This window comes from Heminiphilus faecis (assembly GCF_008728965.1).
In the GTDB taxonomy this organism is placed as follows: domain Bacteria; phylum Bacteroidota; class Bacteroidia; order Bacteroidales; family Muribaculaceae; genus Muribaculum; species Muribaculum faecis.
The window spans coordinates 14,680-29,383 of sequence record NZ_VSMC01000002.1 but is presented as its reverse complement, the minus strand read 5'-3'; the positions used below and the strand labels follow the sequence as shown (position 1 = coordinate 29,383).

The following is a 14,704-nucleotide window of genomic DNA, read 5'->3' as shown; positions in this document are numbered from 1 at the left end:
GTTTATATTTTTGTTTGTATGATTTATCTTAGTGTAGCTCCTGTCTGTTTCTGCAGATTGGTGACTATTTTATTCATTATGGCTTCAATCTGTTTGTCCTGCAGGGTTTTTTCATTATCCTGAAGAGTGATGGATATGGCATAGCTCTTTTTACCCGGATCAAGATTCTTTCCGCAATATACGTCAAACAGAGTCACATCGCGTAAGAGTTTCTTCTCGCTGTCACGCACTATTTTTTCAATATGGCTCATCGTCACACTTTCGTCAATTAGCAGTGCGAGATCGCGCTTTACCGGATGAGTCTTTGGGAGTGGAGTGTATGTGACTTTTTTCTTGACCGCGAGTTTTACGATTGTCTGCCAGTCGAGTTCGGCATATATTACTTCTTGTTTTACGCCGCAACGTTTAAGCATCGGTTTTGTTACGGTACCCATGACGCCGAGCTCTTTACCGGAACGAGTCATTATTTTAACGGCATCGTTTAGCTTTTTATCGGTTGTGGCGGCAAGCTCTATCTCTTTTGCATTTATGCCGAGCCGAGCAAATATGTTGGCCACGATAGCCTTCATATCAAAGAATGTGGATTTTTCTTCCGGACGAGCCCAGTTGCCGGTACGTATATTGCCGGTGAGCCATAGGGCGAGACGGTGAGTCTCGGTATAGGGTGCGATAGGATTGTCGGCTGTGGATTCTACAGACGGGTCGCATGAATATACATTGCCGAATTCGTAAAGCATCATGTCGGGGTCGCGACGGTTTACATTGTGCTCGATTGTCTCAAGTCCACCGAACAGCAGTGTCATGCGCATTACGTTCAGGTCATTGCTCAAAGGATTCAACAGTTTGACCGGTACGTTACGTTCGTCGGCAAGATCCTCATAATAGTGTTCTGCAGTAAGCGAATTGTTCAGAATCTCATTGAAGCCGGTCGAGCTCAACTGGTTGCTTATCAGTTCGCGCAAATCATTGGACTGATCGGTGATGGTCTTGAACGAAAGGCTTGAGTGCAGAGTGTTGGAGAACTCGACGTTGTTGTAGCCGTATATGCGCAATATGTCTTCCACTACATCACACGGACGCTGCACATCTACTCTGTAAGTGGGTACGAGCAGTTCTACTGAAGAGTCGTCGCATGAGGTTATATCCATTTCAAGCGACTTTGCTATAGCGTTGACCGTGTCGTGGGGTATTTTCTTGCCTACAAGCGAATCCACATAATCGTATTCAAGTTTTACCGGAAATGGCTTTACCGGTTCGGGATATATGTCTATGACATCGCCGCATATTTCTCCGCCGGCAAGTTCTTTCACCATAAGTGCCGCTAATTTTAGGCAGTACAGAGTGGCGTTGGGGTCCGTGCCGCGTTCGTAGCGGAATGAGGCGTCTGTGCTCAGTCCGTGGCGGCGGGCTGTTTTGCGTATTGAAGTGGGGTTGAAATATGCGCTTTCAAGAAATATTGATGTCGTTGTTTGAGTCACGCCTGAATCAAGGCCACCGAATACTCCGGCAATACACATCGGTTGCTCGGCGTTGCATATCATAAGATCGCGCGCATCAAGTTTGCGCTCAATCTCGTCAAGGGTGGTAAAAGGAGTGCCTTCCGCGCAGTGACGTACCACGACTTTTCCTCCAGCGATTTTGTCGACGTCAAAACAGTGGAGGGGCTGTCCCATGCCAAGAAGGATGAAGTTTGTTATGTCGACAATATTGTTAATAGGCCTTTGCCCTATGGCAGAAAGATAGTTTTTCAGCCATTCGGGGCTTTCAGCCACTTTTATATTTCTTATAGTTATGCCGGTATAACGCGGGCAAGCGTTGTAGTCGTCGACCTCAACGGCAACAGCTCCATCGTGAGTATCGGTCTTGAAAGAATCTACCGCGGGACGGTGAAGTTGCGACGGGGTTGCGTGGCAGGCAAGCCATGCCGACAGATCGCGGGCCACTCCATAGTGCGATGCCGCATCAACACGGTTGGGCGTCAGATCGACTTCAATCATGTAGTCGCTTTTCAGGTTATAGTATTCGGCAGCCGGGGTGCCGGGCTTGATATTCTTGTCGATAACTATTATGCCGTCATGCGAAGTACCTGTACCGATCTCGTCTTCAGCACATATCATGCCGAGCGACTCTACTCCACGTATTTTTGAGCGTTTTATCACGAACTCATTGTCTCCGTCATAAAGGGTGGTGCCTACCGTAGCTACGACCACTGTCTGACCGGCTGCTACATTCGGCGCTCCGCACACGATCTGTACCGGCTCTGATGCGCCGAGATCCACTGTGGTTATGTGCAGGTGGTCGCTGTTAGGGTGCTCTTCACACGTGAGTACCTTGCCTATGACTATGCCGCGCAGACCGCCGCGTATCGATTCTACTTCTTCTATACCGCCGACTTCAAGACCGATAGATGTCAGTGCGTCGGCTAACTCCTCGGGTGTAAGCGAGAAGTCGATATACTCTTTGAGCCAATTATAAGAGATATTCATTACTTATTTGCTTGTGGGTGGCGTGTGTTGTCACGTCACACTATAATTTTCGCAAATTTACAAAAAAATGACGGATAGTGCCTAATGTTAAAGTGATGTTGTTGGAAATATTCGTTACTTTTTTCATAAGCGGGAGTGCCGGCTTGTGTAAATAATAAAAAAGAGCTGCGCGATATCAAATCGCACGACCCTTTTCAACTAATCATTATAAATGTAACCGTATGATATACTATGATGTTATCTGCGTGGAGGTCCGAAACGACCGGGGCCGTGTCCTCTGCCCGAACCGCTGTTATTTCGATCATCGGGACGATTGCCTTTTCCGAATGTATTGAACCGGTATGAGAATGTAAGCATGAAGTATCGGGTAAGCGAGTTGTAGATACGGTCATCTATGTAGTTGGCCGTTACGCTACGCGATATGTTTTTGCGCTGCTGCAGAAGGTCATATCCTTTAAGTGTTATGGTGGCCTCGCGTCCTTTGAGGAACTGGTATGCGATAGATGCGTTCCACATCCATTGTTTCTGATCGTATCCGGCAGAGTATCCGCTGGTGGCGCTATAGCTTATGTCGGTGTTGAGAACAAGTCCGAACGGAGCAAACCAAGAGCCGTTGAAGCGTCCACCGTAGGTCTGTACCTTCTGGCTTGCCGCAGACTGCAACGAGTTGTGCGTAGTCTGCAGATTATAGAACGGTCGCAACTCCGCTTCCCAGTTTTCGGGCCGGAAGGCCAGTGACACTGAGGGCCCGAAGTTGAATGAGCCGCTACGGTTGCGCTCGCCGTTGTTGTAACCTATGGCCTGACTATAGCGGGTGAATATATTGCCGTTAAACTGCCAGTTTTTATTGCGGAAGGGTAATGATATCATTGTAAACAGATCTGCATTCCAGTTGCCGTTTACATTTTCGTAGGTGGTTGTCTGTCCGCCTGTTTCGTGGTTGAATGTAGTTTTAGATACTATGCTGTTCTGAGTCACGCTTACGCTTCCCATAGCCATAATGGAGCGTTGTGCTTCTGGATTGAAGTCGCTGAACCGCATGCGTACATTCTGGCTGAATGCCGGCTTAAGGTCCGGATTACCGATGACTATGCGTAGCGGGTTGCTTTTGTCGGCTACCGGCTGGAGCTGTGACATAGAAGGTTCTCTGGTCTGTCCGCGATAATCGAGGGTGATATTGCGCGTTTTGTTGAATTTGTAGCGAAAACGCAGATAGGGTGCTATGTTCCATACCCATCGGGTGTCAATATTTCGGTCCGTGTTTATGAGGTCATTGCTTTTTGACATCGATGGCACGAGGGCTATGCCGGCATCAAGGTTGTAATCGCGTTTTACCTGCTTGAAGCCAACCTGTATGCGCTGGTTGAAGAAGTCGTTGCGGAAGCGATTGCTCAACGAATCATTGAATATCTCCTGAGTATAGTCAACTATAGGATCGCCTGTAGGGGGGTAGGTGACAGGATGGTCATATACCAGCTTGTCAGCATTATTCCAGCGATAGCTCATGCGGTAGCTGAAGGTAAGGAAGCGTCCGTTTTTTACATCGCCGAGCGGTTCTGTCCATGTCATGCGCAGACCTACTCGATTGCTCCAGTTATGATTATCGGTGTACTGGTCATAAAGGTCGATTGAATCGTTGAGAAGGAAGAATCGGTTGTAGGAATAACTATAGTCATCTTCGCGTGTATTGCTTAGATTGTAGTCGAGCGCGAATGAGAATGAACGTCCCTTATGAGACTTGAAACTGTGGTTAAACCACAGGTCACCCCCGACTTCGTAGGCTTTGCCGTCGGAATTTCCGTTGTTGATGCTTCGTGTAACAAGTGTACGGGCGATGTCACCGGCAAATGTGCTTGACGAGTCGGCACTCAATGATTTGTTAAAGTTGAGCGAGAAGCGCGGGCGGAATTCAAATGTTGTCAGAGTGTCTTTTTTCCAATGTATTCTGAAGTCGCCGCGTATGTTATGACCGCGGTCACGTGATGCCGAACGGCTGCTAAGATAAGATGTCGAGTCGGAAAAAAGATATTGACGCTCTTGCGACGTGCGGGTATTCTGGTCGGTGTGGCTGTAAAGCAGGTCACCGCCTACGCGGAATGTCTCGTCGCTTTTTCCGACATTGAAGTTTACACCGAATGACTGCGAAGTGTTGATGCCGTTGTTGCCGCCGAACCTACGGAAACGGTTGCCGTTGCTATCGGTGAACCCAAGTTGGTTTATGTTGTTGAAGTTGCCGAGGAATGTAATCTGGTTGTCGTCCCAGAAACGGTTTATATTGAAGTCTGCGGCATAGCGTTCGTCAGTACCGTAACCTGCGTTTACGACACCGAAGTATCCGTTTTTCATGCCTTTTTTTACCGTAAGATTTATGACAGTCTCCTCCTCGCCGTCATCAACACCTGTAAGCCTTGCGAGGTCACTTTTGCGGTCGATTACCTGAAGCTTGTCTATCATGTTGACGGGTAGGTTTTTGGACGCTACTTTAGGGTCGTCGGAGAAGAACTCTTTGCCATCGACAAGTATTTTTGTCACCTGCTTACCGCCTGAAGTAATCTTGCCATCGGAGTCTACGTCAACCCCCGGCAATTTTTTCAGCAGGTCTTCCATAACAGCATTGGGCTGTGTCTTGTAAGAACCGGCATTGTACTCGAGGGTGTCTTCCTTGGCCACTATCTCTGTCTTTACAGCCGTTATCACTGTTTCTTTAAGCATAACGGTCGACTCTTTCATCACGATAGGTTTCAGAGTGAGCGATGACTCGCCTATGCGTACATCTTCGTAATGATTGTTGTAGCCGATGTAGCTTGTCTGGATAATATAACGTCCTTTCTTTACGTTATTGATTGAAAACTTTCCATTGATGTCGGTTGTGACACCTTTGACAAATGCGCTGTCTTTTGCGGCTAACAAGCGTACGGTGGCCTCGATCAGAGGCTCATCGGACGAGTCGGTAATTGTCCCTGTAATATTGGCAGCCAACGCGGCGCTGCAACTTAATAAACTTATAGCGAAAGACATCAGCGTCTTTCGGATCGATAAACCCATAAACAGTAGAATTGTAAATCGTTAGTGAAATTTTACAATCACTATGACTTGATAACCAAATAAAGGTTTAATCTATGTGTCAAAAAAAAATATTGCGGGTCTATGTGAAAATGGCGGCCATGTATATTGAGAGAACGTTAAATATCATAAATAGAAGCCGATGCTGAATGTCATACGGTTTTGCGATTTCACCGCCGATTCTGAACCCAAAATAAGCTTTGTTTTCGGGGTTGTAGACTATTGTGTTCTGTGATATTGCCGACAGACAAGTCAAAAAGGCAAAAGTAAATGTTATTAGATATTTTTTCATATTTGGTTAATGATTAGCCGGTCATTTCACCGATATATGAAAAAATATGAATTTTTGCAAATAGAAACAAATAATTGGCGGTTGTAATGGTTGCAATGTCAGTCAAAGTCAACGAAGGCAAGCGGCATGAGCGAATGTATGGAGGGTATGATGTATATATCTTCGGCTCCGGCAAGCAGTACTTGAGCATCGGTCCCTGCGAGCTGTTCGTACTCGAGCAGCACCTGACGGCATGCTCCGCAAGGTGATATGGGGGTGGCTACTTCATGGCCCGATGTGTCGCGAGCGGCTATGGCTATGGCTTTGAATTTGGCTTCTGGATAGCGGGAGTGGGCATAGAACGCTGCTGTCCTCTCTGCACATATGCCTGACGGATATGCTACATTTTCCTGATTGGAGCCTGTAATTATCTCTCCGTTGTCAAGAAGTATGGCAGCGCCTACATGAAATTTGCTGTATGGAGCGTAGGAGTGGCGGGTCATGGCACGTGCTTTGTCAACGAGGTCGCGTTGGGTTGCATCGAGTTCTCTGTATTTAGCTGATATGAGCGGTATGTTTATGTCGATCTGCTTCATCTTAGATGGTCTTTTTGCAAAGATATAACAAAACGGACCGAAGTCAATACTCTTCGGCCCGTTTTTTATAAATAGGAATGATTGTTTTTGCTTAAAGATCCCAAATCACATATAAGGCTCCCCAAGTGAAGCCGGCTCCGAATGCCGTGAGTATGAGCTTGTCGCCTTTCTTTAGTCGGTCGCGATATTCGGTGAGACACAAAGGTATCGATGCGGCCGATGTATTGCCATAATGCTCAATGTTTACAAGTACCTTGTCGTGGTTTATACCGGCACGTTCAGCAACGGCTTCGATTATACGAAGATTGGCTTGATGAGGTACCAACCAATCAACATCATCTATTGAAAGGCCGTTGCGCGAAGCCACATCAAGTGATGAAGTGAGCATGTCAGTCACGGCATGCTTGTATACGGCTCTGCCTTCCTGATATATATAATGCTCGTCGGCATCTACGGTGTCATGAGTGGCGGGGTGTACCGAGCCGCCTGCCTTCATCAGCAGATGGGGCAGTCCAGTGCCGTCTATGTGGAATACTCCGTCGATAATACCTACTTTTTCTTCAGAAGGCTCGATTAACATGCAACCTGCGGCATCGCCAAACAGCGGGCACGTCGTACGGTCATGATAATTGGTCATTGATGACATCTTTTCAGCTGCCACAACAACTATCTTTTTATACATGCCTGAACGGATATACGCTGATGCGTCTTGCAAAGCGACAAGAAAACCTGCGCACGCAGCCTGTATGTCATAGGCATAGGCACGGTTCATACCACACTCATGAGCTATGATTGAGCCTGTAGAGGGGAAGCGGTAATCGGGGTTGGAGGTGGCACATATCAAAAGATCCACTTCTTCCGGTTTTGTTCCGGTGGATTCCAACAATCGGTTTACCGCCTTGATGCCGAGGTAGGAGGAGCCTGCACCGTCCATTTTCAGTATGCGACGCTCTTTTATTCCGACACGTGTGGTGATCCATTCGTCGCTTGTCTCTACCATCTGCGACAGCATCTCGTTGTCAAGAATATCGTCGGGTACGTACGCGGCGATACCTGCTATTCTCGGATAAAGCATATTCATATTATAGTATGGTTACATTAATACAAAACATCGTTTCCCGGGCAAACGTATGCTACCCGGGAGTGATGTTATATAAAATGACTAAGTTGTCAATATGCTTTAAATAGCTGCGGTCTTTTCGATAGCCACTTTTCCACGGTAGTAGCCGCATTCGGGGCATACGGTGTGGTAGATGTGCCAAGAGCCGCAGTGCTGGCATATAGCCAATGTGGGTTCTACAGCCTTGTCGTGAGTTCTGCGCTTTGCAGTACGGGTCTTTGATTGTCTGCGTTTAGGATGTGCCATTTTGTACTATGTATTTATTATTAATTGTTGTCGTTAAGCTTTTTCAATTCGTCCCATCGCGGATCGGTAGTAGCCTCGTTGTCGGAGTCTGCGACGTCCGTATTCTCGATGTCGTCTATGATCTCTTCCATCATTTCACCGTCCTCCTCTGATATGTTTCCGGGAGCCCGGTGCTTTTTAAGTAAAGAACTCATGGCGCGATTGCATTTGCCGAGCGGATGCACATGCTTGATGGGTATCGTCAAAGCTACAGTATCATATATCATATAAGCGATATTGAGGTAGTTGTCGCTTTCCGGTATCTCAAGCAGTTCATCGGAGTCGTCATTGTAGTCGGCGCCGTACTTTACGTAAATATGATAGGTCGTATCAACCGGCCATTGCAAGTCGTCGAGACAACGGTCACACAGCAATGTAATTTCGCCCGTGATGTCGATGGTCAACTCATACAAATCGTTTTTTGCGACCACGGTCACATGGATATTCAGGTCGGCGTCGTGTATGTCGGCGCTTTCCATATCCTCGAAAAACTTTTTGTCAAGATGATAGTCAAATTCATGACTGCCTACCGACAAAGACTTCAACGGGAGCTTATAGGCTGAAAACTTTCCCACAATAGTTACTATTTGAAAAACCGCCGCAAAGTTATACATTATCTTGCAATAAATCAACTTTTAACACAAAATTTCGTTGATGAAATAGTGCTAAGTCGTGATTATACGTGCATTAAGTCTCTGAAAATGTCAAGAGCCGACTTTATGTCATCTTCATTGCATGTGCAGTCTATTTCAATTTTTCCCACATCTTTGAGGAGAGTAAAATTGATTTCCGATGACGTGTTCTTTTTGTCATGATGCATTAACTCTATAAGTTCGGGATAATCGTCGCAGGTGAATGTATAAGGTCCGTACGTGTCATATATATAGGTTGCGAAGCGATGTAGCTCTTCGCTCGGGAAGCCGAGTGAGAGGCAGCTAAGCGTAAGCTCGGTTACACAACCCCATGCTACGGCATAACCATGAGGAATCGGCGAGTTGTGTTTCATTGCATGACTTTCAAAAGCATGTCCTATCGTGTGGCCAAGATTCAGAGCCCGTCTGATGCCGTGTTCCAGCGGATCTTCTGTTACTATACGGCGCTTGACGTTGACTGATTCTTCAAGTATGTCGAGCAGATTGTCCCAATCGGCGCTTTCCACATTATGGTTTATAAGGCGTCTGTAAGTGTCCTTACCGTCTATAAGGCCGTGTTTGAGCATCTCGGCATATCCCGATTTAAGTTCCTCAACCGGTAGTGTTTTGAAAAATACAGTGGATATGATTACAGCATCGGCTTCCTTAAATGCTCCGACTTCGTTTTTAAGTCCATTGAAATTTATTCCGGTTTTTCCTCCTACGGCAGCGTCTACGGCCGACAGAAGGGTAGTGGGCATATTGACGAAATTGATTCCCCGCTTGAATGTGGCGCCGGCAAAACCGCCCATATCCGTGATCATGCCTCCTCCGAGGTTTATAAGTAACGACTTACGTGTTGCGCCACCGTTCTGTAAGCGGTTCCATATGTAAGAAAGAGAGTCGATGTTTTTGTTTACATCTCCGGCTTTTACGGTTATTACTTCGGCGTCACGGAGTTGACGCGATTCAGATAATATGACGGGCAGTACATGTTCGGCGGTATTTTCATCGGTGAGGATGAATGTCTTGGGACTGCCGGAGTCAGTTATATACCTGTCTATTGCAATAGCCGGTGAATTGGTGAAATATACTTTTTGAGACATTGCGTGGATGTTTATTTTTCGGTTTGTAAAATGAGAGATATTAATTCGGGTAAGCTACGGGCCAATTCTGCCATTGAAGGATAAATGATGTCGGCTCCGGCTTTGTGAAGTTCTTCGTGTGGTATGGGCCCTGTGGTCACACCTATTGTAAAGGCCCCCGAAGCGGCTCCGGATTGAATGCCGAGCGGCGCATTGTCGATGGCTATACACCCTTCAGGCAAGGCATTTACGATGGTCATGGCTTTAAGAAATGGTTCGGGGTCGGGTTTCCCTCGCGTAACATCACGTGATGTTATGCGCCTTTCAGAGGGGAATGCTCCCGGATAGTCCGTATCAAGCCGGTTGAGCAATGTATTTTGACCGGAACCGGTCACAAGTACTGTAGTGATGCTGTGTGAGAGTAAAGTGTCCACCATTTCCTTGGCTCCCGGCATAGGATATACGGGCGGCATGTCGCTGAAGTACACCGTTTTTTTTCGGTATAGTTCTTTGGCTTGCTCCGGAGTGGCGTCATGTCCGTAAGCGCGGTTAAACAGCAGGTTTATGGTCGAGGCTCCGGTGCGTCCTTCATAGAGGAAAAACTCATCGCGGGTACACTCTATGCCTATGCCTGATATCAGGCGGTACCATGCATCGGCATGATTGCCCATGGAGTCATATAGGGTGCCGTCCATGTCTATAAGGGCGGTTGTTAGGCGGAACTCCCTCATGCCTCTACGCTCCATATAGGCGTTTATCGCATCTTGTTCATTCATCGCTTTCCGGTTTGGGTAATATGCCTTTTTCAATAAACATTATCGAGTCGTTGTGTGATATTGTGTCGTTGAACTCTTCAAATGTCACTTTCTCCGGCTTTCGGGATACTTTCAGACCCGACAGTCGCGCCGCTTTGGCTCCACGGCTGAATACTCGGTCGATCTCTTTAAGCAGATTGATGCGCGTTGTGTCGACGATAGCTATCGTCTCTCCCGCTTGATCGGGTTTGTATTTGGCTTTGCCAAGCCGGACCTTCATCTTGTCGGTGTTGCCCGACAGATTAAGCCCGAATTTAAACGGCATCGGTGATTTAAGAACCGATATGTGGTATTTGTAGTTGAGCGCAAGGTCGTTGGAGCCCATCACGGCAAGTCTGTAACGGTCAAAGTCAAAAACAAACGGGAAGAGTTCGAGTGTTGAGTTGTCTACAAGCATCTCTACTTCCATGTGCGGTATTACGTTGCGTTTTTTGTCTTTGAACATAAGCCATTTTGACAGGGTCTTGAATGTTTCTGCGTCAAGCAACACAAGATTCTCTCCCGATAGCTTTATCGCTGCTTCGAGACTTGGAAGTATAAGGTTCATGCACGAATCGACCTCTGTGGTGGCTGCAATGTCGGCATCGATAACTCCATCGAAGTCTTTCAGCAGCGGCATCAGCGAGTCTACTGCCGGTATGAGATTGATAAACTCTTTTATGTGCATGTCGTTGAGTTTAAGCCCGAAACCGAAGCGTATGTCATTTTTTGTCGGAGCGGTGTATAGAGCCGTAAGCGCTGCTCCGCCTATTGCCGAACCGGCCGACAGATCGCGCAGATTGAGCGCTCCGTTGTTTATGAGCAGGTCGCCTTTGAAATCTTGCATTGTAATGTCGGCATACATCACATGCTTGGCTTTCATGTTTATGTCGGCTCTGACATTCATGGGTATGAGCAAGGCTGATGTTTCGCCTGACTGCGTCACGGAGTCGGCAAGCTGTTGCATTGCTTTTTCGTCTTCGATGTTGTCTATTGATATTGAACCCTCTCTGACCTGTTCAGCAAAAGCCGCTCCTTTGTATGATGCCTGTACAATCTGGTTGATGTCAAGAGTGTCGCTCTCAACCGTCAGGTTTATTTGAACCGGACGTCGTGATATTAGAGCCTGACGCAGATTTCTGATAGCTCCGTTTATCCTGAAGTCTGAATGACCTGCTTTATACTTCATGTCGTTTAGGCGCACGCTGTCGGTAGTGAAGCACAGGTCTATGTCTTCAATACGATTGCGTAATGGAAAGTATGTCGAGAACAGCATGCCCCGTTCTGCGGTCATACTGCCGCTGACATCCCATTTGAGTAGCATACGCTTGGTATTTTGATCGAGACCGAAATCAAGGATGTCGTACTTTGACATGTCGACTTTCCTGCCGGGCATCGACTTTCTCATGAGTGAGAATATGGAGTCGGGGGCAAGCCCGGGATGTGATGCTGACAGTGAGTCATAACGCGCTTTCAGCCGTGGTGGCAGTTCGCGCCGAGGCTTCATGTGGGCTTTGATGTCGAAGTTGCCATTACGCATGAACAGCCGGTTGAAACGGTCGGCATATACGGCAACGTCGGCGCCTGTGTTCAGTCTAAGTAACGGTACGCGTCCTTGCCCTTCGTAACGCTGGATAGCTCCTGACAGTTTCGCTCCGCGCAGCCACATGCGTATTGAGTCGCTGTCAATGTATCTTATGCCTTCTGCTTTTATTGTGGCTCCTATCGGATTGATCTGGGTGGTGTCGGATGACGATGCTTTGTTAGTGCATCCTATACCGCCTTTGAGTTCCTTTACGGCTATGTCCATGCCTGATGCACTAATTCTGATAGTGTCGATATTTACTGAGGCCGTGAGCAGAGAGTCGACGCGTTGTGCGTCGGTAACAAAGCTCGTATTGGTGCCGAGTGTGATCTTGGCATTGCGGGTATACAGGTCTATGCCGTTTTCAGGCAGTGACGCGTCAATGTCATGGAGGGCGAGATTGCCGTTGACCAATATGCGGTGAAACCGTTTGGGCGTAAGGTCTTTGAGGTGCAGTCGTGCGTCGGAGTCAAACTCCAGCCGTCCTTTTATGGATCCCGGTATTGCCGCCCTCATGTCATACGGTAGCTTGGAAAAGTCGGCGGAAGCCTTTATGTGTGCGTCGATATACGGATTTTTGAGTAGAGAAGTGGCGCTCCCTTTTACCGATACGCGGGCTCCGTCAGTGGCAACTCGCAGATGCCTGAGGCTTACCGTGGATTGATTAATATCATCGCCGTTGACAGCTACAGTAATATCAGCCTCCACATCCTTGAGCGCGTAGTGGTCATATTTAAGTTTACAGGGCTTTATTACTATGTCGGCTGTGCATGATGGCATGGCCTTGCTGTTGATAGGGTAGGGGCGTGTGAGTTCCATGGCCATGTCTATTTTCATGTCCGTTGACAGCTCCTTTACATTGCCTCGCCATTTATCCGGAATATAACTTATGACTTCTTCAGGCGATAGTGAATTGACGGTCATGGCCAAATTCTCAAAAGTGAGCGGTGTGGCGAAGTTTATCGAGGAGTTGATGACTGCTCTGACCGGTCCCGCCGTTATGTTGAAGTTCTCGAGTGTTATCCATTCAGGGCGTTCATGTAGCCATTGTATTTTTCCGTCGATAGCTATGGTCATGGAGTCGATGTCTATGTCGGGTGGCAGCAGTGCCTTGAGATCGCTGTCCAACGTCACTTCGTACTTTGAATCGGCATTAAGTATGCGTGATTGCCTTAGGGTAAGACTTATGTCCAAAGAATCGGCTATTGATATGTAGCGTATCGGCATCCGGTTTATGATTTCGAACCGGTTTATAGATATGTCCGGTATGCCGGAACTTTCCGCTTCGGCGCTCTCTTCGCTCTCGGGCACTATATAAAAGTTGCATATCTCGTTATTGTACGATACGGCATTTACTTTCGGGTATGTCAGTTCTACGTCATAAAGTTTTATGTCGCCTTTCAGAAGAGCCGGAAGGTTTATGGCTCCGTGAAATTTGTCTATGCTTACAAGGGTGTCTGCATCTTGTGGCAACAATGCTCGTTGTGACGCATCAAGAGCGGCAAATGCGTCGCTTTTTACCGTGACCGAATCGAGGTCTATGTATAAGTGTGGAAATGTCTTCCAAAGGGTGAGTTCGGCTTTGGACAGCGTGACTTCCGCGTTCAGATTTTTGTTGGCTATATCTCTGACCAACGGAGTGAGCCGGGCGGGTGTCAGTATCCATACCGCGGCGCTGAGCAGCAATACAACAAGTGCGATTGTTATGCCAATGGTCCATGCCGTGATTTTCGCAATACGTTTTATAACGCTTTTTCCGGTTGATTTCATTGTCTTCATTGTTTATATTTACGGGCGGTGATGTGAAAACATCCTTGTTTACGCTCGTATTTTACATAACACTTCTGCTCGTCGCGAAGTTGTTTGAGTACTTCTCCCAGTAGATTTTTCAGGTCTTCTTGTGTACGCGCCACAGTCATGGAGTCGCATATGAATTTTGTGTAGCTTATGTCAAATGTGGTGCCGAACTGGTGGGCTGACTCTTCTGTGGCGTTGATATTGCGTTTACGCAACTTTTTTACAGCGCCTCGCGTGCGCAACACACTTGTCACTTTAAGCTTGTAATTGCCGCCTCCTCGGGCCTGCAGCGAATCGTTGAAGCGTTGACCGATCTCTTTTAGCAACGAGGAGGCTTCCGGCACGAGATAGGGTACGGAGTGGGTGAGGTTGTCAACAAAGTATTCGTCACAGCTCTCAATGTGTTTTATCGGACGTTTGATCTGCCATGCCGAACGGGGACTTTCTATCGGGCTTATGCCTATATTCTTGGCCTCATCCACGTGCACTTGGTTAAGGTCATTGAATACGCGGGCGAGACTTCCTCCTATGGGATATATCTTCATCTTGACGAAACCATCCTCTGGCACTGAGTCGGGAAGGGCGCCGAGTTCCGAGGCGGCGTGCTCTGAGGCGGATGTGTCTGATTTGTCACGGGAGCACCCACATCCCGGTAATATAAGGCATATGGCGGTGGCTACGGAAAGTATTAAGCAAGATGGCCTATAGATCATAATTTATGAGAAATTGAAGCGTAAAATTAACAATTTACCCGCTAATTAACAAAAAACAGACGGCTTTACTTGTCGCAAGCTCCGCCGTCCTTCCATTCATGAGAAATCTATCTACTATTATATGATGGATTCTGTAGAATGCAATACTAAATGTTGTTTGGTGATATTTACATAATACTTTTGTATAATTTCATGGTGCAAGTTTACATATTTTGATTGTATTTGCATAATAAAAATGCGGTAAAATTGAAAAATATGTTTTATAACATGTTTTTCT

10 protein-coding genes are annotated in these 14,704 nt (G+C 47.0%); all 10 read right to left on the bottom strand.

The genetic code is table 11. The features are described 5' to 3' along the window. Positions 1-23: 23 nt before the first annotated feature. The 10 genes from pheT to FW767_RS01400 all read right to left on the bottom strand — a co-directional run bounded on the left by pheT (position 24) and on the right by FW767_RS01400 (position 14,427). Positions 24-2,486, bottom strand: a complete 2,463-nt coding sequence (gene pheT / locus FW767_RS01445) for a phenylalanine--tRNA ligase subunit beta (RefSeq protein ID WP_121697806.1) — start codon at positions 2,484-2,486, stop codon at positions 24-26. Between the two features lie 237 nt (positions 2,487-2,723). Beyond that, complete coding sequence (locus FW767_RS01440; RefSeq protein WP_121697805.1) at positions 2,724-5,531, bottom strand: TonB-dependent receptor; 2,808 nt, start codon at positions 5,529-5,531, stop codon at positions 2,724-2,726. Positions 5,532-5,939: 408 nt separating this feature from the next. After that, positions 5,940-6,416, bottom strand: a complete 477-nt coding sequence (locus tag FW767_RS01435; protein ID WP_121697803.1) for a cytidine deaminase — start codon at positions 6,414-6,416, stop codon at positions 5,940-5,942. A 91-nt stretch (positions 6,417-6,507) separates the two neighbouring features. Next, positions 6,508-7,497 carry a beta-ketoacyl-ACP synthase III gene (locus FW767_RS01430; RefSeq protein WP_369862995.1) on the bottom strand — a complete coding sequence of 330 codons (990 nt, stop codon included), beginning with the start codon at positions 7,495-7,497 and terminating at the stop codon, positions 6,508-6,510. Between the two features lie 99 nt (positions 7,498-7,596). After that, positions 7,597-7,782 (bottom strand): 50S ribosomal protein L32, encoded by a 186-nt coding sequence (rpmF, locus tag FW767_RS01425; protein ID WP_121697802.1) that lies wholly within the window; start codon positions 7,780-7,782, stop codon positions 7,597-7,599. A 20-nt stretch (positions 7,783-7,802) separates the two neighbouring features. Further along, positions 7,803-8,396 (bottom strand): YceD family protein, encoded by a 594-nt coding sequence (locus FW767_RS01420; protein ID WP_205523768.1) that lies wholly within the window; start codon positions 8,394-8,396, stop codon positions 7,803-7,805. A gap of 101 nt (positions 8,397-8,497) precedes the next feature. Beyond that, the gene (aroB, locus tag FW767_RS01415) at positions 8,498-9,559 is read right to left on the bottom strand and encodes a 3-dehydroquinate synthase (RefSeq protein ID WP_121697800.1); all 1,062 of its coding nucleotides are present in this window, start codon (positions 9,557-9,559) and stop codon (positions 8,498-8,500) included. Positions 9,560-9,570: 11 nt separating this feature from the next. Continuing rightward, positions 9,571-10,314, bottom strand: a complete 744-nt coding sequence (locus FW767_RS01410; protein WP_121697799.1) for an HAD family hydrolase — start codon at positions 10,312-10,314, stop codon at positions 9,571-9,573. Further along, a complete protein-coding gene (locus FW767_RS01405; protein WP_148464524.1) occupies positions 10,307-13,696 on the bottom strand; it encodes an AsmA family protein in 3,390 nt (1,129 codons plus the stop codon). The genes FW767_RS01410 and FW767_RS01405 overlap by 8 nt, the downstream gene beginning before the upstream one ends. Further along, on the bottom strand, positions 13,693-14,427 hold the full coding sequence (locus tag FW767_RS01400) for a DUF5715 family protein (RefSeq protein ID WP_121697797.1): 735 nt from the start codon (positions 14,425-14,427) through the stop codon (positions 13,693-13,695). Before FW767_RS01400 ends, FW767_RS01405 begins: the two co-directional genes overlap by 4 nt. Between the last annotated feature and the right edge of the window lie 277 nt (positions 14,428-14,704).